The 22,807-nt window shown below is 69.3% G+C and carries 19 protein-coding genes and 1 other RNA gene; 11 read left to right on the forward strand and 9 right to left on the reverse strand.

Features of this window, described 5'->3' with window-relative positions; translation table 11 throughout:
• The first annotated feature begins 77 nt into the window (after nucleotides 1-77).
• Nucleotides 78-1,175: an Ldh family oxidoreductase gene (locus V5F63_RS05635; RefSeq protein WP_394102503.1), complete on the forward strand. Its 1,098-nt coding sequence runs from the start codon at nucleotides 78-80 to the stop codon at nucleotides 1,173-1,175.
• Nucleotides 1,176-1,427: 252 nt separating this feature from the next.
• Here the strand turns inward: V5F63_RS05635 and V5F63_RS05640 are convergent, their stop codons facing one another.
• A complete protein-coding gene (locus tag V5F63_RS05640) occupies nucleotides 1,428-1,856 on the reverse strand; it encodes an acyl-CoA thioesterase (RefSeq protein ID WP_209488027.1) in 429 nt (142 codons plus the stop codon).
• Complete coding sequence (gene purD / locus V5F63_RS05645; protein ID WP_394029910.1) at nucleotides 1,856-3,121, reverse strand: phosphoribosylamine--glycine ligase; 1,266 nt, start codon at nucleotides 3,119-3,121, stop codon at nucleotides 1,856-1,858. Before purD ends, V5F63_RS05640 begins: the two co-directional genes overlap by 1 nt.
• A gap of 166 nt (nucleotides 3,122-3,287) precedes the next feature.
• Here purD and xseA point away from each other — a divergent pair, with 166 nt between their 5' ends.
• Nucleotides 3,288-4,733, forward strand: a complete 1,446-nt coding sequence (gene xseA, locus V5F63_RS05650) for an exodeoxyribonuclease VII large subunit (RefSeq protein WP_394102504.1) — start codon at nucleotides 3,288-3,290, stop codon at nucleotides 4,731-4,733.
• Between the two features lie 75 nt (nucleotides 4,734-4,808).
• A complete protein-coding gene (locus V5F63_RS05655; RefSeq protein ID WP_209488030.1) occupies nucleotides 4,809-5,033 on the forward strand; it encodes a DUF2093 domain-containing protein in 225 nt (74 codons plus the stop codon).
• A gap of 167 nt (nucleotides 5,034-5,200) precedes the next feature.
• Here V5F63_RS05655 and V5F63_RS05660 read toward each other — a convergent pair whose 3' ends face one another.
• A complete protein-coding gene (locus V5F63_RS05660) occupies nucleotides 5,201-6,541 on the reverse strand; it encodes a dihydroorotase (RefSeq protein WP_394102505.1) in 1,341 nt (446 codons plus the stop codon).
• Nucleotides 6,542-6,618: 77 nt separating this feature from the next.
• Here V5F63_RS05660 and ygfZ point away from each other — a divergent pair, with 77 nt between their 5' ends.
• The 6 genes from ygfZ to V5F63_RS05690 all read left to right on the forward strand — a co-directional run bounded on the left by ygfZ (nucleotide 6,619) and on the right by V5F63_RS05690 (nucleotide 11,052).
• Nucleotides 6,619-7,494: a CAF17-like 4Fe-4S cluster assembly/insertion protein YgfZ gene (gene ygfZ, locus V5F63_RS05665; protein WP_394102506.1), complete on the forward strand. Its 876-nt coding sequence runs from the start codon at nucleotides 6,619-6,621 to the stop codon at nucleotides 7,492-7,494.
• A 13-nt stretch (nucleotides 7,495-7,507) separates the two neighbouring features.
• Nucleotides 7,508-8,119 (forward strand): DNA-3-methyladenine glycosylase I, encoded by a 612-nt coding sequence (locus V5F63_RS05670; protein ID WP_209488033.1) that lies wholly within the window; start codon nucleotides 7,508-7,510, stop codon nucleotides 8,117-8,119.
• 55 nt (nucleotides 8,120-8,174) lie between these two features.
• Nucleotides 8,175-8,539: a transfer-messenger RNA gene (gene ssrA / locus V5F63_RS05675) on the forward strand.
• A 139-nt stretch (nucleotides 8,540-8,678) separates the two neighbouring features.
• On the forward strand, nucleotides 8,679-9,251 hold the full coding sequence (locus tag V5F63_RS05680) for an SspB family protein (RefSeq protein WP_209488034.1): 573 nt from the start codon (nucleotides 8,679-8,681) through the stop codon (nucleotides 9,249-9,251).
• Nucleotides 9,252-9,268: 17 nt separating this feature from the next.
• Nucleotides 9,269-10,534, forward strand: coding sequence for a flavin monoamine oxidase family protein (locus tag V5F63_RS05685; protein ID WP_394102507.1), 1,266 nt, complete (start codon nucleotides 9,269-9,271; stop codon nucleotides 10,532-10,534).
• Nucleotides 10,531-11,052: a dihydrofolate reductase gene (locus V5F63_RS05690; protein ID WP_394102508.1), complete on the forward strand. Its 522-nt coding sequence runs from the start codon at nucleotides 10,531-10,533 to the stop codon at nucleotides 11,050-11,052. Before V5F63_RS05685 ends, V5F63_RS05690 begins: the two co-directional genes overlap by 4 nt.
• Nucleotides 11,053-11,064: 12 nt before the next feature.
• On the opposite strand, the gene V5F63_RS05695 is transcribed toward V5F63_RS05690, so the two are convergent.
• Nucleotides 11,065-15,054 carry an AsmA family protein gene (locus tag V5F63_RS05695; protein ID WP_394102509.1) on the reverse strand — a complete coding sequence of 1,330 codons (3,990 nt, stop codon included), beginning with the start codon at nucleotides 15,052-15,054 and terminating at the stop codon, nucleotides 11,065-11,067.
• Nucleotides 15,055-15,117: 63 nt separating this feature from the next.
• Entirely contained in the window at nucleotides 15,118-16,530 is a 1,413-nt protein-coding gene (locus tag V5F63_RS05700) for an FAD-binding oxidoreductase (RefSeq protein WP_209488038.1), read from the reverse strand.
• Nucleotides 16,531-16,736: 206 nt separating this feature from the next.
• Between V5F63_RS05700 and V5F63_RS05705 the strand changes: the two genes are divergently transcribed.
• Together V5F63_RS05705 and V5F63_RS05710 are read left to right on the forward strand one after the other, a co-directional pair.
• Nucleotides 16,737-17,246: a thioesterase family protein gene (locus V5F63_RS05705; protein ID WP_209488039.1), complete on the forward strand. Its 510-nt coding sequence runs from the start codon at nucleotides 16,737-16,739 to the stop codon at nucleotides 17,244-17,246.
• 197 nt (nucleotides 17,247-17,443) lie between these two features.
• Entirely contained in the window at nucleotides 17,444-17,638 is a 195-nt protein-coding gene (locus V5F63_RS05710; RefSeq protein WP_209488040.1) for a hypothetical protein, read from the forward strand.
• A 21-nt stretch (nucleotides 17,639-17,659) separates the two neighbouring features.
• Here the strand turns inward: V5F63_RS05710 and V5F63_RS05715 are convergent, their stop codons facing one another.
• From V5F63_RS05715 to V5F63_RS05730, 4 genes are all read right to left on the reverse strand, one after another.
• Complete coding sequence (locus V5F63_RS05715) at nucleotides 17,660-18,571, reverse strand: 50S ribosomal protein L11 methyltransferase (RefSeq protein WP_394102510.1); 912 nt, start codon at nucleotides 18,569-18,571, stop codon at nucleotides 17,660-17,662.
• A gap of 10 nt (nucleotides 18,572-18,581) precedes the next feature.
• Nucleotides 18,582-19,856 (reverse strand): GGDEF domain-containing protein, encoded by a 1,275-nt coding sequence (locus V5F63_RS05720; RefSeq protein ID WP_394102511.1) that lies wholly within the window; start codon nucleotides 19,854-19,856, stop codon nucleotides 18,582-18,584.
• A gap of 105 nt (nucleotides 19,857-19,961) precedes the next feature.
• Nucleotides 19,962-22,445 (reverse strand): ATP-dependent helicase, encoded by a 2,484-nt coding sequence (locus V5F63_RS05725; RefSeq protein WP_394102512.1) that lies wholly within the window; start codon nucleotides 22,443-22,445, stop codon nucleotides 19,962-19,964.
• 66 nt (nucleotides 22,446-22,511) lie between these two features.
• Nucleotides 22,512-22,745 (reverse strand): hypothetical protein, encoded by a 234-nt coding sequence (locus V5F63_RS05730; RefSeq protein WP_209488043.1) that lies wholly within the window; start codon nucleotides 22,743-22,745, stop codon nucleotides 22,512-22,514.
• Nucleotides 22,746-22,807 lie beyond the last annotated feature (62 nt).

Here is a 22,807-nt window from a genome sequence, read left to right on the forward strand (position 1 = left end):
GATATCGTCCGGTGCATACAAAGGACGTAGCGAAACGACCGATTGTCCCGCCTGAACGTCGTCCCGAGGATCCACCCATGTCCGCCCCGGTTTCCGCCTCTGCTTCCTGCCGCGCCTCCTCCCTTGAGCGCCATCGCGAGGACGCGCTTTTCGCCTTCTGCACCGCAGCCCTCGGGGCAGCGGGGGCGGATGCGGCGAGCGCGGAGGCGGCGGCCCGGGCCATGCTGCACGGCTCGCGCTTCGGTGTGGATAGCCACGGCGTGCGGTTGCTGGATCATTATGTGACGGTGATCGCGGGCGGGCGGGTGAACGGCCGGCCCGCGCTCGACTTCCGTGCAGGAGCGGCGGCGGTGGCGACGCTCGATGCCGGCCACGGTCATGGGGCGCGAGCGGCCTACGCGGCCATGGACCGGGCCATGGAGAATGCCGCGCTCTACGGCATCGGCGCGGTGGCCATCCGCAACTCCTCACACTTCGGCGCGGCGGGCGCCTATGCGCTGGCGGCGGCGGAGAAGGGCTTCATCGGCCTTGCCTTCTGCAATTCGGACAGCCTCGTGCGCCTGCATGGCGGGGCGGAGCGCTTCCACGGGACCAACCCCATCGCCATGGGTGTGCCGGTGAAAGGCGAGGCGCCGTGGTTCCTCGACATGGCGACCAGCGCGGTGCCTTACAACCGCGTGCTGCTCTACCGCAGCCTCGAGCAGTCCCTGCCGCCGGAGGTCGCCTCCGATGGCGATGGCTTCGACACCACGGATCCGCACAAGGCGGAGATGCTGGCCCCGCTGGGCGCGGCCTTCGGCTTCAAGGGGGCGGCGCTCGCCGGCATGGTGGAGATATTCAGCGCCGTCCTGGCGGGCGCGCGGCTGTCGTTCGATCTCGCGCCCATGGGCGGATCGGATGTCGCCACCCCGCGCAATGTCGGCGCCTTCGTGGTGGCGATGAAGCCGGACGCCTTCCTGCCCGAGGAGGAATTCGATGCCGCCATGCAGCGCTATCGTCAGACATTGCGCAATTCACGCCCCGCGCCGGGGGATATGGTGATGGCGCCGGGCGACCGGGAATGGAAGGTGGCGGACGAGCGCCGCCGGGATGGCATTCCCATCGATCCTGCCACCGCCGAGGCCTTCGACCGCATCGCCGCGCGTTTCGGTCTCGTCCGGCCCAAAGCCGTTTAGCCTCAGGCCTTTCAGCCGAAGACGACCGCCGCGACGATGATGCCGTAGGCGGTGAGGAAGAGCAGGCTGTCCCGCAGGACCTGTCCGCGAACCGCTGTCATGATGACCTCGTGAATTTCACTTTCAACTATTTCTCCGAATTTAATATCTAATGTAAATACACGTCAAAAACATAATTTCTATGTGATTTATGGGCGTGCAAAGTCGGTTCTCGACGAGCGGCCGGCCTGTCAGGGAACCGGCGCGGCCCTGTCAGGCCATCCGGACCGCTTCCAGGGCGGCACGCATATCGTCGGGCAGGGGCGCAGCGCGGCGTTCGGTGAGATCGAAGAGCACGACCACGGTCTCGGCCGTCGCCATGCATTGGCCATCCTGAAAGATGGCCTGCCGCATGCCCACGGAGGAGCGGCCGAGGGATGTGACGCCCGTGCCGATCTCCGCCTCTCCCGGCCAGTGCATCTCCGCCCGGTAGTCCAGCACGAGGCGGACCAGCGCGAAGCCCATGCCCTGAGGGGCGAGCCGGCGCGGCGTCAGCAGAAGGTGGGTGCGCCCTGTCTCCAGAAAGGTGGAGAACACCGCATTGTTGACGTGGCCGAGCATGTCGGTGTCGCCATAACGGATGGTATCGCGCGCCTTCACCGGGAAGTCGGCGAGGACGGGGAGGGGCGCCTTCTCGGCCATCAGCCGGCCTTTCCGAGCGCGCGCCAGCCGATGTCGGACCGGAAAAAGCCGTCCGGCCAGTCGATGCGGGCGATGGCGGCATAGGCGCGTTCGCGGGCCTCGGCCAGCGTGGCACCCGTGGCGGTCACGTTCAGCACCCGCCCGCCGTTGGAGACGAGATGTCCGCCCTTCATCCGCGTGCCAGCCTGGAACACGGTGACGCCCTCCAGCGCAGACGCCTCCCCGATGCCGCCGATGGGCGAGCCGATCTGGTGCGGCCCTGGATAGCCGCGGGAGGCATAGACCACCGTCATGGCTGAGACCGGCGCCCAGGCCGGCGTCACCTCGGCGAGGCGGCCGGCGGCGGTGGCGTGCAGCACCTCGGCCAGATCGCCGGCGAAGCGCGGCATCAGCACCTGGCATTCGGGATCGCCGAAGCGGCAATTGTATTCGACCAGCTTGGGGCCGGCGGCGGTGAGCATGAGCCCGGCATAGAGCACGCCGCGATAGGGCGTTCCGGCCTTGGCCATGGCGCGGGCGGTGGGGACGAGGATCTCCTCCAGCGCGCGGCGCTCAAGCTCTTCCGTCAGCACCGGGGCCGGAGAATAGGCGCCCATGCCGCCGGTGTTGGGGCCGAGATCGCCGTCATAGGCGCGCTTGTGGTCCTGGGCGCTGCCGAAGAGAACGACGGTCTCGCCGTCGACGAGGGCGAACAGGCTCGCTTCCTCGCCCTCCATGAATTCCTCGATGAGCACTTCGGTGCCGCCGCCGGCGAACACCTGCTCCACCGCATCCACCGCTTCCTCGACCGTGAGGGCGACGACGACGCCCTTGCCGGCCATCAGCCCGTCCGCCTTCACCACGATGGGCGCGCCCTGCGAGCGGATGTAGGCGGCGGCCTCGGCGGTGGAGGTGAAGCGGCCGAAGCCGGCGGTGGGAATGCCGTTGGCCTTGCACAATTCCTTGGTGAAGAGCTTGGAGCCCTCCAGCCGGGCGGCCGCCGCCGTGGGACCGAACGCGAGGATGCCGGCAGCGGCGAGGCGATCCACCAGGCCGGCCACCAGCGGCGCCTCGGGGCCGACCACCACCAGGTCGATGGTGTGCTCCTGGCACCATTTCACGATGGTGTCGTGGGCGGAGAGCGGGATGCCTTCCACCACGTCCGCGTACTCGGCGATGCCCGGATTGCCGGGCAATGCGTAGAACTGGCCAATGGTGGGGCTCTGCGCCAGCTTCCAGGCGAGGGCGTGCTCACGCCCTCCCGATCCGAGCAGCAGGATGTTCATGCGGCCTCCCCCGAATTTCCAGCGGTCTTGGTTCCGGCGATCTTGGTTTTCTGCTCTCCTCGCCTATCGGCTCAAGGCCGCGCAAACAAGGGGCCGGGCTCTGCGCTCGCCGCATGGGGCACCTTCCCGTTATGCTGGCTGACCACCCATCCGGGTTCCGATTCGCATGACCGATGATGCCGAAGTCAGGGCCAACGCGCCCGAATGGAGCGTTTCCGAGCTGTCCGCTGCCCTGCGCCGGACGGTGGAGGACGCCTACGGCCACGTTCGGGTGCGGGGCGAAATTTCCGGCTATCGCGGCCCGCATTCCTCCGGCCACGCCTATTTTTCGCTGAAGGATGCCGGCGCGCGGCTGGACGCGGTGATCTGGAAGGGCACCTTCCAGCGCCTGCGCCTCAAGCCCGAGGAGGGGCTGGAGGTGGTGGCGACCGGCAAGCTCACCACCTATCCGGGAAAGTCCGGCTACCAGATCGTCATCGAGTCGCTCGAGTTCGCTGGCGCCGGCGCCATCATGGCCATGCTGGACGAGCGCAAGCGCCGCCTCGCCGCCGAGGGCCTGTTCGATCCCGCCCGCAAGCAGGAACTGCCGTTCCTGCCGAAGGTGATCGGCGTCGTCACCTCGCCCACGGGGGCGGTGATCCGCGACATCCTCCACCGCCTCAACGACCGATTCCCCCGCCGGGTGCTGGTGTGGCCGGTGCGGGTGCAGGGCGAGACCTCGGCCGCCGAGGTGGCTGCCGCCATCCGCGGCTTCAATGACCTGCCCGAGGGCGGGCCGATCCCCCGGCCGGATGTGATCGTGGTGGCGCGCGGCGGCGGCGCGCTGGAGGATCTGCTCGGCTTTTCCGACGAGGCGGTGGTGCGCGCGGCGGCGGAGAGCATGATCCCCCTCGTCTCGGCCGTGGGTCACGAGACCGACGTGACCCTCATCGATTTCGCCGCCGACGTGCGCGCGCCCACGCCGACCGCTGCGGCGGAGATGGTGGTGCCGGTGCGCACCGATCTCATATTGACGGTGGAAGACCTCGGCGCGCGCCTATTCGCCGCGCCGCTGCGCCTTCTGGACCGCCGCCGTGCTGATTTGCGCAGCCTCTCGCGTCTTCTGCCCGCCGCCGAAACCCTGCTGGCCCAGCCGCGCCAGAGGCTCGACCTCGCCGCCGAGCGGCTGCCGCGCGCGCTCAAGGCCAACGCCTCCGCCCATCGCCTGCAACTGGCGGCGGCCAAGGCGCGCCTCTCGCCGGAGACGCTGCGCACGCGGGTGGCGCGGGCAGGTGAGCGTCTCGACGTGCTGGACGGGCGCATGCGCCGGGCGCTCGATGTGCAGAAGGAGCGCCGCACGGCGCGCCTCGCCTCGCTCTCTCAGCTTCTAAAGGTGCTTTCTTACAAGGAGGTGCTGGGTCGCGGCTTCGCGCTGGTGCGCGATGGCGGCGGCCATGCCGTGCGGCGGGCGGCGGATATCGCGGAGGGTTCGACGCTGAGCCTCGAATTCGCCGATGGCCGCGTCGCAGTGCGGGCCGGAGAGGGGCCCCCGGTGCCTTTGCCTCCTGCGGCGCCGCGCACCCCGGCCCGCAAGCCAAAGAAGGTTGAGGGGCCGACGCTGTTCGACCCCTGATGGCGCGCCCCTTTCGCGTTGCGGCGCAAAGGGCTATCCTCACCGTAAACCAGTTTTTGGGACGCTCCCCAGGTGATGAACAGATTCGAACGCTTCCCCGAGCCTCATGGCGAGGCGGAAGTGCGCTACCTCGATGGTGAATTCCGCATCCTGCGGCCCGGCAGCTTTGTGCGCTGCGCCGTGACCGGGCAGACCATCCCGCTCGACGAACTGCGCTACTGGAGCGTCGATCTTCAGGAAGCCTATGCCAGCCCCGAGGCCGTGCTCACCCGCGTGCGGGAGTTGCCGCCGCAGGGGTAAGGGGCGGCGTCAGTTGCCAACGACCGTCATCGCCCGGCTTGTCCGGGCGATCCACGGGTGGGTCGGGTGGGGGTTACGGACATCGCGCCGATGGATGGGTGGATCGCCCGGACAAGCCGGGCGATGACACACCATGATGAGCGGGCTTAGGCCGGAGCCGTCCCGCCTCATTCTTGCGGCTGAAGCGTCTCCAGGAAGCCGATGGGCTGGCCGCTGGACGGTCCCGTCAGCTCGCCTTCCCACATCACCTTGCGGCCGCGCACGAAGGTGCCGACGGGCCAGCCGGTGACCTCCTTGCCGTCATAAGGCGTCCACTGCGCGCGCGACGCGATCCAGCCATTGGTGATGGTGGCGCGGCGCTTCAGGTCCACCACCGTGAAGTCGGCGTCGTAGCCCACCACGATCCGCCCCTTGCGGGCGATGCCGAAGAGGCGCGCCGGGCCGGCGCTGGTGAGGTCGATGAAGCGCTCCAGCGTCAGGCGGCCGGCAGCCACGTGATCGAGCATTAGCGGCACCAGCGTCTGCACGCCGGTCATGCCGGAGGGGCTTTCCGGATAGGGCTTGCTCTTTTCCTCCAGCGTATGCGGCGCATGGTCGGAGCCGAGCACGTCGACGACGCCGTTGGCGATGGCCGCCCACAGCCCGTCGCGGTGGCGCTCGCCGCGCACCGGCGGGTTCATCTGGGCCAGCGTGCCGAGCCGCTCGTAGCACTCAGGCGCGGCCATGGTGAGGTGATGGGGCGTCACCTCCACTGAGGCCACGTCGCGCGCATCGGCGAGGAAATCCATCTCCTCGGCCGAGGTCACGTGCAGCACATGCACCCGCGCGCCGGTCTCGCGGGCAAGGTTGACGAGGCGCCGGGTGGCGGTGAGGGCCGCGATCTCGTCGCGCCAGACGGGATGGGAAGAGGCATCGCCGGGCACGCGCAGGCCCTTGCGCTCCTGCAGGCGCGGCTCATCCTCGCAATGGAAGGCGGCGCGGCGGCGGATGACCTTCAGGATGTTGCGCACGCCATCGTCGTCCGGCACCAGCAGCGAGCCGGTGGACGAGCCGATGAACACTTTGACACCGGCGGCGCCGGGCAGGCGCTCCAGCTCCGGCAGGTCCTTCACATTGTCATGGGTGCCGCCCACGTAGAAGGCGAAGTCGCAATGCATGCGGTTGGTCCCGCGCGCGATCTTGTCTTCCAGCGCGGCGGGATTGGTGGTCTGCGGAATGGTGTTCGGCATCTCGAACACGCCGGTCACGCCGCCCATGACGGCAGCGCGGGAGCCGGTCTCCAGATCTTCCTTCTGCTCCAGCCCCGGCTCGCGGAAATGCACCTGCGTGTCGATGACGCCGGGCAGGATGTGGAGGCCGGTGGCGTCCACCACCTCGCCCGCGCTCGCGGCGGAGAGGTCGCCGATGGCGCGGATGCGCCCGCCCGTGACGCCGATGTCCGCAACGGCAATGCCGGCGGGGGTCGCGACCGCGCCGCCCTTGAGCAGCAGATCGAAAGTCACGGGCATGGGACAGGCTCGCTCTTGAAGGGGACAGGCTCGCGGCCTTAAATCTGTTTTTTATTTTGCTGACAAGGACGGCCCCCATGCCGCTCATTCATTTGACCGATCGTACCCTCATTCGTGCCGATGGCCCCGATGCGGTGAAGCTGCTGCACTCCGTCGTCACCTGCAACGTGAAGACCATGGCGCCGGGAGACGCCCGCTATGGCGGCCTGCTGACTCCGCAGGGCAAGATCATCTCCGACTTCCTGTTCTATGGCCTCGCGGAGGAGAGCTTCCTGTTCGACGCTCCCGTTGACCGGGCGGAGGATCTCCTCAAGCGGCTGATCTTCCATCGTCTTCGTGCCAAGGTGACGTTTGCGGTGGCGGCCGACCTCGCGGTTGCCGCCGTGTTCGGCGATCACGGCGCCCTGCCGGAAGGCCGGCTCTTCACCGATCCGCGCTATCCTGGCCTCGGCCAGCGGCTGGTGCTGGACAAGGCTGCGGCGGACGGGCTTTCGAGCGACCTTGCCGCCTATGAGGCGCACCGCATCGCCCTCGGCATCCCCAAGGGCGGCGCCGATTTCACCTATGGCGACACCTTCCCCCACGAGGCCGACATGGATCAGCTCGGCGGCGTGGATTTCAGGAAGGGCTGCTATGTGGGGCAGGAGGTGGTGAGCCGCATGGAGCACCGCTCCACCCCGCGCAACCGGCTGGTGGAGGTGATCTTCCCCACCCCGCTGGCGGTGGGGCAGGAGATCGTGGCCGGCGACAAGAGCGTGGGCCAGCTCACCTCCGTTACCGAGGGGCGGGGCATCGCCACCGTTCGCCTCGACCGCGCCACCGATGCCCGCGCCGAGGGCGTGCCGCTGAAGGCGGGCGCGGTGGAGGTGGAACTGCGCAAGCCCGAATGGGCGACCTTCCCGCTGGACTGGGAAAAGAAGGTCAGCGCGCTGGACGCCAAGTTCAAATCATAAGGAGCCCGAGAGAATGGACGAGGTCGCACCGAAGCCCGTGCGCGAGCCCCTGATCGCGCACGGGGACGGCCACGCCCGCTGCTTCTGGTGCGGCACCGATCCCTTCTACATGGCCTATCACGACACCGAATGGGGCGTGCCCGAGCGCGACAGCCGCGCCCTGTTCGAGAAGCTGCTGCTGGACGGCTTTCAGGCCGGCCTCTCGTGGATCACCATCCTCAGGAAGCGCGAGAATTTCCGCCGCGCCTTCGACGGCTTCGAGCCTGAGGTGATGGCGCGCTACGACGCCGCCAAGGTGGAGGCGCTGATGCAGGATGCCGGCATCGTGCGCAACCGGGCCAAGGTGGAGGGCGCGGTCCTCTCCGCCCGCGCCTATCTGGAGCTTCGGGACAAAGGCATCGCCTTCACCGATTTCATGTGGGACGCGGTGGACGGCGAGACGAAGGTGAACCGCCCCCGCCGCATCGCCGACATCCCGGCCGAGACCGCCGAATCAAAAGCGCTCTCCAAGCGGCTCAAGGCGGCGGGCTTCAAGTTCGTCGGCCCGACCATCGTCTATGCCGCCATGCAGGCGTGCGGCCTCGTGGACGATCATCTGGAAGGCTGCCACTGCGCGAAGGGGTGAGGCGAAGGGCGTGCTGCGCCGGAACCGGGGACAGGCGCGCACATTCTGCCCCACGCCCCTTTCATCGGCCGGCGGCGCCGCCTATATTCATCGGGCCGGCGCAAGTCGGCTATGGCGATAAATCGGTGTTGGAATAAGCCTTTCGGACCCGGGGGCGGTACCCGGCGCCTCCACCAAAGCCCGTTTTCCCTGCGTGGGAGGCGGGCTCCGGCGGGGGCGAAATAGGATCGACGAGGGTGTAAAGAGCATTCTTTCGCTCGGCATTGTACCGCCGTTATCGGGCTAAACCTATAGTTGCGAATGACAACTATGCTCCGGTTGCTCAGGCCGCGTGAGCGGTTTGACGATCGAAATCAAAGTCCTACCGGGTAGCACTGGATAGGCGGGGTTCGGAGGCACCTGGCAACAGAAGCCTCCACTTCCCTCCCGACCGGCCGAAGGAGGGAAGCGTGCTCCCTCGCTCGTCCTTTCGGCCGTGGCGCCACCGGTTTCGCGGTGCCGCCCGGAAGGTCTCCGGAGCCTGGTTCGTCATCAGGCCGGAGGGGACTTGAGCGGGCACATGACGGTCGATCACATCCGCTACGATCTTCTCGCGCAGGAGGCCCTGCGCTCCGTGGTGCGCCGCGTGCTCACCGACGTGGCCAAGACCGGCCTGCCGGGAGACCACCATTTCTTCATCTCCTTCGACACCCGTGCCCCCGGCGTGCGGTTGTCCCAGCGGATGCTCGAGAAGTATCCTGAGGAGATGACCATCGTTCTCCAGCACCAGTTCTGGGATCTGATCGTCACCGAGACCTCGTTCGAGGTCGGCCTCTCCTTCGGCGGCATTCCCGAGCGGTTGCTGGTGCCCTTCACCGCCCTCAAGGGCTTCTTCGACCCTGCGGTGAAGTTTGGCCTCCAGTTCGAGACCCTCACCGCCGATGCGGATGGGGAAGAGACGGACGACGCCCCGATGGAGACGCCCGTCTCGGCAAACGGCCCTGCCTCCAACGCGCCGTCCCCGCTCAAGCCTGCGCCCGGCGCCGCCTCCGAGCCGGCCCTGTCCAGCGCGACCGCTGCCGCCGAGGGTGAGGACAAGCCCGCCGCCGGCGCGCAGGTGGTGCAGCTCGACGTTTTCCGCAACAAGAAGTAGCCGGCCGGACCCCGCCAGTGTCCTCACAGACCGACGTGGTGGTGATCGGGGCCGGTGCCGCCGGCCTTGCCGCCGGGGCGCGGCTGAGGGCGGCGGGCATTCCCTTCGAGATCATCGAGGCCGCGCCGGTCGCGGGTGGCCGGGCTGCCACCGACACAACCACCCTCGGCGTGCCCTTCGATCTCGGCTGCCACTGGCTGCACGACGCGCGGGACAATCCCTTCACCGCCCTCGCGGAGACGCATGGCTTTCGCGTCGGACGCGGTGTCCCGGTGCGGCGGCGGCTTTTCCTCGGTGATCGCTTTTCCACGGACGCCGAGAAGGATGCCGCCGATGCGGAGGTGGATGCCGTTTTCGACGCCATCTATGCCGCCGGCCAGGCAGGCCGGGACATTTCCGCCGCCGAAGTCATGCGCGCGCAGGGACCGGGCCGCTACGGCGTCCTCGCGCGGCACTGGCTGGAGCTGATGTCGGCCGCCGGGCCGGCGGACATCTCGGCCGTGGACTTCGCGCTCTATCGCGACACCGACGACAATTGGCCAGTGCTTGACGGCTATGGCGCACTGGTGCTGGCGGTGGCCGGCGACCTGAAGGTGACGCTCGGCTGTCCCGTCCGCCGCATCGATCGCAGGGGCCGGCGCCTCGCCATCGAGACGGATCGGGGTACCATCGCCTGCCGGGCGGTGGTGGTCACGGTGTCCACGGCGGTGATCGCCTCCGGCCGGCTCGCCTTCGATCCCGCCTTGCCGCCTGATCTCGCGGAGGCGTTCGCCGCTTTGCCGCTGGGCTTTGCCGAAAAAGTGGCGCTGCTGTTCGAGCGGGATATTTTCGGCGTGCCGGAGCGTAGCGGTTTTGATGCGGTGGACCTCGCCCGACCCGAGCGGGCAGGCGCCTCGGTGATGTTGCGTCCGGGCGGTGCGTCCGCGGCGCTCGTGCATGTGGCGGGGCCGGAGGCGCAGGCGATGGCAGGCGAGGGGCCGGACGCGCTGGCCGACTTCGCCCTCGGCATCCTGGCCGCCACCTTCGGCGCGGACGTGCGGCGCCATGTGGTGCGGCACCTGACCACCGATTGGTCAGGAATGCCCTTCATCGGCGGCGCCTATTCCTGCGCGCTGCCGGGCCGGGCCCATCTGCGCGCGAAGCTTCACGAGACGTTTGACCCCCGCATCGTCTTCGCAGGGGAGGCGCTCGGCGGCCCGGCTTTCTCCACCTGCCACGGCGCGCACATCTCCGGGATCGCGGCGGCCGAGACCGCCCTCGCACAATTGGAGCATGCCGCATGAGCGCGACCCGCCATCCCCTCGCGCTCGTGGTTGCGGTGTCGCGGAACGGCGTCATCGGCGTCGGCGGCGGGCTGCCGTGGCGCCTGCCCTCGGACTTGAAACGGTTTCGCGCCATCACCTGGGGCAAGCCGATCCTGATGGGGCGGCGGACCTTCGAGTCCATCGGCAAGCCGCTGCCGGGGCGCACCTCGGTTGTGGTCAGCGCCGATCCGACCTTCTGGCCGCCCGAGGGCGTGCTGAAGGGCGGATCGCTCGGGGAAGGGCTCGCGCTGGCGGACGATGCTGCGGACGCCATGGGCGCGGACGCCGTCATGGTGATCGGCGGTGAACGGCTGTTTCGCGAGACGCTCCCCATCGCCCGCTGGCTGCACCTCACGGAGGTGGATGCCGCACCGGAAGGCGACGTGCTTTTTCCCGCCTTCGACCGCAGCCAATGGCGCGAGACCGGACGCGAGGGGCCGATTCGGGGCGAGAAGGACGAAGCCGCCTTTACCTATGTGACGCTCGAACGGGCCTGAGCGGCCCGCTCGTCACCGCGCGCCCACGAGACCCGGCGGACGCGGCAGGTCGCCGAAGCCCGAGGTGGGCGGCAACTGGCCATCGGTGGGTGCCGGCACGCTGAAGCGCGGCGGGGGCGGCGGCTCCGCCCGGTCGGTGCGGCGCGGCGCCGGGGGCTGCGCGGCGGATTGAGGCGTCTGGCGCACCACGGGCTGGCGCCGGGGCTCGGACGATGGCTCGGGCGTCGCACGGCTCTCCTGCTGGCGCTCAGGCTCGGTGCGGGCCGGCGCCGCCTGATGGGTCTGGCGGGATTGCGCGTCGCCCGGGGTGGCGGTGCCGGCGGTACCGGAGGCGGTGGGCACGCCGAAGCCGGCCGGCACGTCGCGCCGCTCGATCTCCTGATTGCGATCCACCGCGCGCGGCACCGGCACGGGTGCGGGCTGCGGGGCTGGTGCGGGCGTCGCCACCGGAGCGGTGGGCGCAGTCGCCACGGGTGCGGGAACGGGCGCAGGCGCCGGGGCCGGCGCGGGTGCCGGTGCAGGCGCGGTCACGGCCGGACGGGGGGCGGGCACGGCAGCGGGAGCGGCGGGCGGGTTCGCCGGCTGTACCGCAGCGGGTGCCGGAGCCGGAACGACCGGCGCAGGCGAGACCGACACCGGCGCGACGGGCGCGGGGGACGCAGGCGCCGTCGCCGGCTCGGGGGCAGGCGCGCCGCCGCGCTGGCGCTCTTCCAGGCGACGGGTTTCGCGCTCGATGGCGCGCATGGCGATGACGCTGGTAGCGGCCGCCGCGCTCACCCGCCGCTCCGGGCCGGCCACAGGCCCGCGCCAGGAAATGGCGCCGCCGGGCACACCGCCGGCGCCTTCGGCGCCTTCAAGGTCGATGCCCGCGTCAAGGACGAGGCGGGACAGATCGAGGCTTCCGGAGAGGCCCACGCGCACATTGTCCGCCGTGGTACGGGCGGGGGAGAGGCGGGCGACGCCATTCACCACACCCAGCGTCGATTCCACGAAGGCGAGCTTGAGCGGCCCCTTGGCGAGCGCCCGGTCCAGCATCTGCGCGGTGCGGCGCTCGTCGGGCGGCGGGGAGAGGGGCGCGGCCTCGGCCAGCACCGCATCGAGGGCGGCGGGGCTGGCGGTCTCGATCACGAGATCGCGCACGCCCAGCGTGCCCTGCCCGGAGAGGCTCTGCACGATGGCCTGCACGCTGCGGCCCGAGCCGCCGAGATCCAGCAGCAGGTTCACGCGGCCCTTCGGCGGGGTGCGGGCGCCGGAGGGGCCGATCAGGGCGCCGGCATCGACCTGCTCCAGCACGAGGCGGCCGTCCGCCTGGATGAGATCGTTCTGCCGCTTCAGGCGGAGCGAGGCGGCCACGCGACCGCCGCCGAGGCTGCCGGAGAGGTCCCGCAGGTCGAAATCCGTACCGTCGCTGACCAGCACGAGCCGGCCCTTGTCCAGCGCATAGGGGCCGAGGGCGGCGATGCGGCCGGCGGAAAGTTCGAGATTGAGGCCGATGCCGCCCGCCGCCGGGGCGGCGAGACGGGCGTTGGTCCACAGGCCGGCCGGCCCGCTCTCCGCCCCGGCGCGGGCGGCGAACATGCCGAGGATGCGCGGCACAGAGAGAGTGTCGAACGCGAGCTTGCCCGAGAGGCGCGGCATCGCGCCGGGCTCGAACTCGACGCTGCCGGAGACCGGCGCAGCCGCCAGCGAGCCGGTCAATTCGCCGAGGCGCCATGCGCCAGCGCGGCGGGAGAGGGTGAAGGCGAGGGCGGTGGGCACCGGCCCTTCCACGGCGGCGGAGGCCTGCGGCAGCAGACGACCGAGGTCGGCGCCGTCCACGCGCATGGAGAGGTTCGGCACGATGCTGCCGCCGGCGAGGCGGGCGGTGCCCTGCGCCTGCGCCGTGAGGTCGGCGAGGGTGATGCGGCCACGCACCTGCGCCTCGTCCTGCGTCAGCGGATCGACGGAGAGTTCCACATGGGCCGGGCCGAGCCTTTGGCCGAGCCCGTCCACGCCGAGAACCGCGAGCGCGCGACCGCCGTCCGTCGCGTCCGCCTTCAGGGCGATGCGCAAGGGCACGCCGGCCGTGGTGCGGGCGAAGGACGCGTCGCCCGAGATCTGTCCGAGCGTGCCGGCGATGGTGACGTTGCGCCCCCCGGCCTCGGCCCAGACAACGGTGCTGTTGAGCTTCACCGGCGAGGCGATGGGCAGGAGGTTGCCGATGACCTGCGCCGTCTCCTCGCCGGCCAGAAGCCGCGCCACGGGCACCAGCCCGTCAGCCTTGGCGCCGGAAGCGGCGATGTTGAACTCGCCGCGGGGCGTGGTGGAGAAATTCTCCATGCGCCCCGCGCCCTCGATGCGCAGGCCGGCGAAATCGTCCATCACGATGCGGGCGAGACGCCAGTTGCCGCCGGTGGCGGAGCCTTCCATGTTCAGCCCGCGCAGCGGCAGGCCGGAGAGGGTCAGGTTGCGCCCGTCGAGCACCACCTGCCCATCGGCGCCCCCGCCCACGGCCGCCGAGGCGGTTTGCACGGCGGCGATCAGCGGGTCGAGGTCGAAGCCGTCCAGCGAGAGGCGCAGGTCGAGCTTGGGCGGCGCGTTGTCCGGCAGCGCGGCCGAAGCCGAGCCGCGCACGCGGCTGGCGGCGAAGGTGGCGTCCAGCATGTCCACCGCGATGCGCGACGGCCCGGCGGTGACGCGGCCGGAAATCCGCACCGGCCCCTTCGCTGCGGCCACATAGTCGCGCGGCGCAGTGGGCGCGGCCCAGCGCAGGAAGACGGCCGGGTCGTCGGCGGAGAAGGAGACATTGCCGTCGAAGCCGCCGCCGCCATTGGCGCGGGTCGGCATGCCCGAGAGCCGCAGTGCGGCCTTGCCGGGCAATTGCGCTTCGGCGCTGTCCACGCGCCAGCCGGCGGCCGAGCCGGAGATGTCGGCGCGCACATCACGCACCATGGTGCCGCCGAGCACGAGCTGCTCCACCGAGAGGCCGATGCGCGAGGCGATGTCTGGCGCCGGCAGCGCAGCGACGCCGCCAAGGAAGCGCGCGAGCGAGGCGGCCGGGCTACCGCCGCCGGCATCCGCATCCTTCGTGCCGGTGGCGGCGCGCACGGCGTCGATGTCGAGGCTGCGGGCATTCAGCACCGCGTCGAGGCCGATGGCGCGGCCGAGGGCGAGGCGCGCGGAGCCTGTGATCTGCGCCGGGGTGGCCGAACCGCCCAGCGCGAGGTCGAGGCTTTCCGCCAGCACCGCCTCGGGGCTGGCCTTGAGCGTGCCGGAGAGCTGCCAGGCCTCCGCGCCGTCGCTGGCGTGGCGGGAGAGGGTGGCGCGGCCATCGAAGCGCGGCTTGGCGCCCGCGACGTTAAGGCTGCCGTCAAGGTCGAGGGCATAGGGACGGGTGCGCCCGTCCAGCACGATGCGCAGCTTGCCGGTGCCGTCCTCGCCGATCTTGCCGAGGGTGGAGCGCACCGCGAACCGAGCCTCCCCGGCCTGCACCTCGCCATCCAGGCGGAACGGACCGACGAGGGAACGCGCCTCGCCCTTGAGGTCGAGGTCGTCGATGCTGACTCGGTGATCGGAGGCGCGGTCCAGCAGGTCGAGGCTGCCGTCCTCCACCTCCAGCCGGGCGATGGAGAGTTCCGCCGCCCGTCCGGCTCCGGTGGGCATGGCGACACGTCCGGCGCTGTCCAGCACCACGCGGATCTGAGGCTTGCGCAGGGTGACGCCGGTGGCCTGGATGTCGCCGCGCATCAGGGCGCCGAGGGAAAGCTCTGCCGTGAGCTCCTTCACCGTACCGCCGGTGGACACCACGTCGCCGAGGGTCACATCGCGCAGCACGATACGGGGCGCGGGCAGGATCTCCGCCTCGATGGGCCCGCGGATGACCACGGGCAGGCCCAGCGTGCGGCCCATCTCGGTCTCGAACGTGCCGCGCCACTGGTTCCAGTCCACCACGAACGGCGCGGCGAAGGCCGCGCTGATCGCGAGGACTATCGCCGAGGCGAGGCTGATGAGAATGCCCTGCACACGCGTCTCCCGATGAGGCCCCCATCATAAAGGGCCGCTTAACCCTATGCGCAGGGATTGCGATCAGATCGCGACGATTTTTCCCGGATTCATGATGTTTTTGGGGTCGAGCGCCCGCTTGATGGCCCGCATGGCCTCGAGGGCCGCCGCGCCGTGCTCGCCTTCCATGTATTTCATCTTGCCCTGGCCGACGCCATGCTCGCCGGTGGAGGTACCGCCCATGGCGAGGGCGCGCTCCACCAGCCGCTTCATGTAGTGCTTGGCCTTGGCGAGATCTTCCGGGTCGTCCACGTTGACCATCAGCGTGGTGTGGAAATTGCCGTCGCCCACATGGCCGACGATGGGGGCGATGAGGCCCATCTCCACGATGTCGCGCTTGGTCTCCATCACGCACTCGGCGAGGCTGGAGATGGGCACGCACACGTCGGTGGCCACCGCCTTGGCGCCCGGCCGCATGGGCAGGACGGACCAATAGGCGTCGTGCCGCGCCTGCCACAGCTTGGTGCGCTCTTCCGGCTTCACCGCGAACACCGAGGGGCCGCCGCCATATTCGGCCGCCAGCTCGCCGAAGCGATCGGCCTGCTCGTGGACGCTCGCTTCCGTGCCGTGGAATTCCAGGAAGAGGGTGGGGGTCTCGGCCAGCGCCAGCTTGGCGTAGGCGTTGGAGGCCTTCACCTGCTCCTCGTCCAGAAGCTCGATGCGCGCCACCGGTATGCCGCTCTGGATGGTGGCGATCACCGTGTTGCAGGCGGCCTCGATGCTCGGGAAGGGGCAGACGGCGGCGGAGACCGCTTCCGGTATGCCGTAGAGCTTGAGGGTGATCTCGGTGATGATGCCGAGCGTGCCCTCCGCACCCACATACAGGCGGGTAAGGTCATAGCCAGCGGAGGATTTGCGCGCGCGGGTGGCGGTGGTGAGGATCTCGCCGGTGGGGGTCACCACCTTCAGGGACAGAACATTGTCCTTCATGGTGCCGTAGCGCACCGCATTGGTGCCAGAGCAGCGGGTGGAGACCATGCCGCCCAGCGAGGCGTCGGCACCGGGATCGATGGGGAAGAACAGGCCCTGGTCCCGCAACTCCTCGTTCAGCCGCTTGCGGGTGACGCCGGGCTCGATCACGCAGTCGAGGTCCGCGGTATTTACCGAGAGGATGCGGTTCATGCGCGAAAGGTCGATGCAGATGCCGCCGAAGGGGGCGTTCACATGGCCTTCCAGCGAGGTGCCGGCGCCCCACGGGATCACAGGGACCGAAAGCTCGTCGCAGATGCGGACCACAGCCTGCACATCTTCGGTGCATTCAGCGAAAATAACGGCGTCTGCGGGCTCGTTGGGCAGGTAGGTCGTCACGTTGGCGTGCTGTTCCCGCACGGCGCGCCCCGTAACGACCTTGTGATCCAGTTGCGCCTGGAGCCGTTCCACGGCCTGAGCGATGCGAGCGGGCGTTGCACTGTCGGATTTCGCGGCTGCGGCAAGCATTTACAAATCCTTAACCTTTGTCTGCGCTGCCCGGGCCGGTCGCCGGGCGTGCAAAGTTGGTTTGAACCGTTTTAGGAGCAATTTCGACTTGACAGTGACTTTTTTGATTCGGTCGCGCGCCCCTTTTTCGGGGTGACGGATGCCTCCTAGCACGGCACAGTGCTTCCACAAGCGGCAAATTCTGAAACCACCGAAGCGAGGCGGCCATGCTAGACCGAATCGACTTTGAACCCGTGTTTTTTGCCCCGTTCGTCTCCTCCTCCATGAAGGTGGAGAGCGACTGGATCGACTATAACGGCCATCTCAACGTGGCCTACTACACGCTCATCTTCGACCGGGCCCTGGACGAGGCGCTGTGCCTGCTCGGGCTGGGTCCGGCCTATGCCCGAGGGCGGCGCGCATCCTTCTTTACCGGAGAATCCCACATCCGATACGCGCGGGAACTCGCACCCCAGTCTCCCGTCCGCGTCACCATGCGGCTACTCGACTATGATGAGAAGCGGCTCCACCTCTTCCAGTCGCTGCATCATGCCACCGAGGGCTGGGTGTCCGCCACGTCGGAGCAGATCACGCTCCATGTGGATCTCGATACGCGGCGCGTCGCGCCCTTCCCGGACGACGTGCTGGAGCGGATCGCCACCATGCGCGCCGCCCATGCGGGGCTGCCGCCGCTGGACGGGGTGGGCCGCAAGGTGTCCATGCCTTCCCGGTCCTGAGCGGGAGATCGGCGGCCGAGGCGATAGCGCCCCGCCGCCCCGTCCCGGCGTCGCTCGTTTGCTGCCTAAATATCAACCATGCCTTTACCGTGCGCTCCGCGCAGGGCTGGCATGCCGGACACGAAGTTCTGGTGCGCTGCACAGAGGACTATATTGCACTGCGATAGAGCCCCGTTGGGCCAGTGCAGGAGGCCTCCATGAGCGCCGTTACTTTTTCTCCCGACACCCTTTCGCGCAACACCCGCGCCGCCGCCCCCAAGGCCAGCAAGACCGCTGGCGGCAAGGGCTTCTTCGCCCGCCTGATGGACGCGATCATCGCCGCCCGCATGGAGCAGGCCGAGCGCGAGCTGTCCCGCTATGTTCAGCTCAACGGCCGCGACCCGCTGAACTGAGCCTTTCCCAAAGACGTCCCCTCATCCGCGCGGCCGGCCCGACCGCGCGGCGAGGGTCAGGGTGGCCCAGCCCTCGATATGCCGCTGGCTCACGAGGTGCAGCCCCTGCGCCCGGTACGCCGCCAGAGCGGCAGGCACCTGCGCGGTGAGCAGACCCGACAGGACAATGCGTCCCCCCGGTGCCAAGAGCGAGGCCAGCGGACGCGCCAGCCGCTTCAGGGGCGGCAGCAGGATATTGGCGAGGATCAGGTCGTAGGGCCCGTGGATGCGGATTGCCCGCGCCCCCGCGCCGGCCGCATGCACCATGCGCACGCCCGGCGCCTTGTTGGCCGTCGCATTGGCCTTGGCCGTGCGCACCGCCACGATATCGATGTCGCTTCCTACAATTTCCGTGTGAAACAGGCGCTCGGCCGCGATGGCGAGCACGCCCGTTCCCGTGCCCACGTCCAGCACGCGCCGCGGCCGTCCCTGTCGCGCGGCCTGGACGATCGCGTGCAGGCAGCCCTGCGTGGTCCCGTGGTGGCCGGTGCCGAAGGCCAGCGCGGCCTCGATCTCAATGCCAATGCGATGCGGGCCGACCCGTCCGCGATCATGGGCGCCATGCACCACCACCGGGCCGACCGCGACCGGCGCGAGGCCTTCCAGGCTCGCAGCCACCCAGTCCTTCTGCTCGATCTCGCCGAACGTGACGGCGGCGGCCATCTCCGGCCCGGCCGCGATCTCCACCAGCTCGCGCAGCATGTCCGCGTCGAAGGCGGCGCCGGCATAGACCTCCACCACCCAGTCGTCGTCCGTCCGCTCGAAATTGGCCACGGCCACCTCGGCCGGGTCGAACGTCTCCGAGATCAGGTCGGCGATGCGCTGCGCCTGCCGGCGCGGCGCCTCGACCCGCATCACATGGGTGGCGTCGTTGGGGGGGAGGCCTTCGAGCATGGGGAAAACGTCATCCGTTGTCGCTGCGGCCACCGTCGCCCGTCGCCCCCGTCACACGGTTGCGCCCGGCGGCCTTGGCCGCGTAAAGCCGCTTGTCGGCCGCTTCGAGCAGTGCCGTCAAGGTCTGGCCGTCCTCAGGCAGCGTGGCGACGCCGATGGAAAGGGTCTGCTGCCGGACGCCGTCCGGCAACGCCAGCGCCGTCACGCTTTCGTTGAGCATGTGGGCGAGCGTCACCGCCGAGACATGGGACACGCCCGGCGCCAGCACCGCGAATTCGTCGCCGCCATAGCGCACCACATGGTCCGACTGCCGAAGGCTCTCGGAGATGGCGCCCGCCAGCTGCCGCAACACCGCGTCGCCGGTGGCGTGGCCGTGGATGTCGTTGACCTCCTTGTAGTCGTCCACGTCGACCAGAAGCACGCTCATGGGGCGGCCGGTCTTGCGGGCAATGGCGACGAGGTCGTGGCCCAGCGGCTCCAGCTGGCCGCGGTGGAGAACGCCGGTGAGCGGATCGAGCCGGGAAGTCACCTCCAATTGCTCGTAGCGCTGGCGGTAGGTGAGGGTATCGAAAACGTCGGCGATGCGCGGGCGCTGCGGATCACCCGCCATCTCGAAGCGGTCGAGGTAGAGCGCGAGCATGAGGGCATAGAGACCCGCCGCCACCATCTTGCCCACCCAGCCGCCAATGCCCGCCGACAGCGGCACGTCGAGCGCGAAATGCAGTACCCCAAAGAAACCGATCTGGTCGAAAGTGAGCACCAGCGCCAGCGTCGCCCAGATGACCGCTACCGGATACCGTCTCGCGCGCGACGAGAGGCGCTCGTAGAGGAGGATCATGGCGATGGAATCGATGAAGAGCAGCAGTGTGCTCAAAACCGCCAGCGCGCCGAGCTGGTCCATGAAGGCGATGTCCGCCGGCGCGCCGGGGGCCGGTACGACGTGGTGCTGGCGCAGCAGGAAGACGAGCGCCAGCAGCACCAGATTGCCGAGGAACAGCCCATAGATGGGCTGGCGCGCCACCAGCGCATCCTCGCGAATGTACACGAGCAGCAGAAGCGCCAGCTTTCCCGAGAATAATACCACAGAACCGGGGGACAGGGAGACCGAGAAGGGCAGCTGCACGTAGTAAGCGGCAGCGAGATACGTCTCCATGAAATGGAGAGATCCCAGCGCGCAGAAGAACACGCCGATGCCCAGCGTGCCGCGCAGGCGGAACAGCGCGAGCATGGCGCCGAAATACACCAGCATTTCGGCGCCGAGGAGGAGGATGTTGAGTGCGATCATCGCTCTGGGTCTGCAGCGCGGGCGACGCTAGGAAAAGATCGGGGCGGAGATGAAGGATGCCCGGCCGGCATGAGGCGCCCTTCATCGTCGCCCGCGAATTTTGCGTCAGGCCTTCTCGACGAAGGTATCCACCACCCTCTTCTCGCCGGCCTTGTCGAACTGCACGGTCAGCTTGTTGCCGTCGATGCCCGTGACCTCGCCATAGCCGAACTTGATGTGGAACACCCGCTCGCCGCGCTTGAAGGCGGACGAGGGGGCGGACGAGGACGCCACCAGCGTGCCCTCGATCACCATCGGCCCGCGCCGCGCCGACGCGCCGGCATCATAGCGTCCGCCGCGCTCGGAGAAGCCGCCACGTCCGCCGCCTGTGTCGGACCGCCCGCGCTGGGTCTGCGCCCGCTGCCAGCCGGGGGTGGAGTAGGAGGAGGCGGCGAAGGGCTCCGCCCGGTCGAACCGGCTCTGGCCGTAGCTGCCGCCGCCGCCATAGGAGGAGCCGCCCCAGCCCATGCCACCCCGGCTTTCCTCGACCCGCACATGGGCGTCGGGCAGCTCGTCGAGAAAGCGGGAGGGGACGGTGGAGTTCCACATGCCATGGATGCGCCGGTTGGAGGCAAACCAGATGCGGGCGGAGGCGCGGGCGCGCGTGATGCCCACATAGGCGAGCCGTCGCTCTTCCTCCAGCCCCGCCTTGCCCTGGTCGTCCAGCGCGCGCTGGTGGGGGAACAGGCCTTCCTCCCAGCCGGGCAGGAAGACGGTGTCGAATTCCAGCCCCTTGGCGGAATGCAGCGTCATCACCTGCACCGCATCCTCGCCGGCGCCGTTGTCCACGTCCATGACGAGGGAGATGTGCTCGAGGAAACCGGGCAGGTTCTCGAAAGGCTCCATGGAGCGCACGAGTTCCTTCAGGTTTTCCAGCCGCCCGGCCGCCTCGGCGGAGCGGTCCTTCTGCCACATCTCCGTATAGCCGCTCTCGTCCAGCACGATCTCGGCGATCTCGGTGTGGGACAGGGTGCGGGCCTGCTCGCGCCAGCGCTCGAAGGCCTGGATGAGCCCGCGCAGGGTGCCGCGCACCTTTGGCTTCAGCTCCTCGCTCTCGGTCAGTACGCGCGCCGCCTCCTGAAGCGGGACGCCGGCGGCGCGGGCGACATCGTGGATCTGCTTCACCGTGGCATCGCCGATGCCGCGCTTGGGCACGTTGACGATGCGCTCGAAGGCGAGGTCGTCGGCGGTGGAGTTCACGCAGCGCAGATAGGCCAGCGCATCGCGGATTTCCGCCCGCTCGTAGAAGCGCGGGCCACCGATGACGCGATAGGGCATGCCCAGGGTGACGAAACGGTCTTCGAACTCGCGCATCTGGAAGGAGGCGCGGACCAGAATGGCGATCTCGCTGAGGCGATGCCCGGCGCGCTGCAGCGTCTCGATCTCCTCGCCGACGGCGCGGGCCTCCTCGCCGGAATCCCACGCGCCCGTCACGCTGACGCGCTCGCCCTCGTCGCCTTCGGAGAACAGCGTCTTGCCGAGCCGCCCTTCGTTATGCGCGATGAGGTGGGCGGCGGAGGCGAGGATGTGGCCGGTGGAGCGGTAGTTGCGCTCCAGCCTGATGACCTTGGCGCCGGGAAAATCGCTCTCGAAGCGCAGGATGTTGTCCACCTCGGCGCCGCGCCAGCCATAGATGGACTGGTCGTCGTCGCCGACGCAGCAGACATTCTTCGAACCCTGCGCGAGGAGGCGCAGCCAGAGATATTGCGCGACGTTGGTGTCCTGATACTCGTCCACGAGCAGGTACTTGAACCGGCGGTGGTATTCGGCGAGCACGTCCGGGTTCTCGCGGAACAGCCGGATGCCTTCCAGCAGCAGGTCGCCGAAGTCCACCGCGTTCAGCGCCTTGAGCCGTGCCTGATAGGCGGCATAGAGCATGCCGCCCTTGCCGTTGGCGAAGACGGCGCCCTCGCCCGGCGGCACATCCTTCGGCGACAGGCCGCGGTTCTTCCAGCCGTCGATGGTGGCCGCGAGCAGCCGCGCCGGCCAGCGCTTCTCGTCGATGTTCTCGGCGGCGAGGAGCTGCTTCAGCAGGCGGATCTGGTCGTCCGTGTCGAGGATGGTGAAGCCCGACTTCAGTCCCACCAGCTCGTGGTGGCGGCGAAGAATGCGCACGCCGATGGAATGGAAGGTGCCGAGCCAGGGCATCCCCTCGATCTGGTCGCCGACCATGCCGTGGATGCGGTCCTTCATCTCCCGCGCGGCCTTGTTGGTGAAAGTCACCACGAGGATCTGCGAGGGGAAGGCGCGGCCGGAGGCGAGGATATGGGCGACGCGGGCGGTGAGCACGCGGGTCTTGCCGGTGCCGGCCCCAGCCAGCACCAGAAGCGGACCGTCGAGCGTTTCCACCGCCTCGCGTTGCTCGGGATTAAGGCCGGCGAGATAGGACGCCTGCGGCCCGGCGGGCGCGATGGCGGCGCGCGCCCGCGCGGCGATGCCGCCGGGTTTCAGGCCGGGAAGCTCTGGCGCTCCGGCGGGATCAGGCCCGGGCCGGCGCGGGGATTCAGGCGGTCTCAATGCAAAAGGTCTCGGTGCGCGTGATTCGCTCAAGGGAACAAAATGGCATCGCACGCGCCGGATTGCGAGCTTGGCCGTGCTGCGGCCAAGGCCCGTCCGTCACCTGAGCAGTTCGACGGTGCCCTCCCGCCGCCAGGTCCGCGCCCTCAGCCGGGGCGCCAGCCACCAGGACAGGGGCGCAGATACCACCGCCGATCCGATCACCACGAAGGGCATGAGGCTCATGGCCTCGCGCGCCAGCGGCGACAGCAGCAGCGCCAGCAGGCCGGCGAAGAACGTGACCGCCTGGATCATCATGAAGCACATGGCGGCGAGTTGCAGTCGGATCGACATGGCGAACCTCCTTCCGAAACATGGTCTCGAAAAGGGCAACCTGCGTGCGGGCCGGCGGTTCC

Source organism: Xanthobacter wiegelii, from assembly GCF_043193855.2.
GTDB classification, from domain to species: Bacteria; Pseudomonadota; Alphaproteobacteria; order Rhizobiales; family Xanthobacteraceae; genus Xanthobacter; species Xanthobacter flavus_A.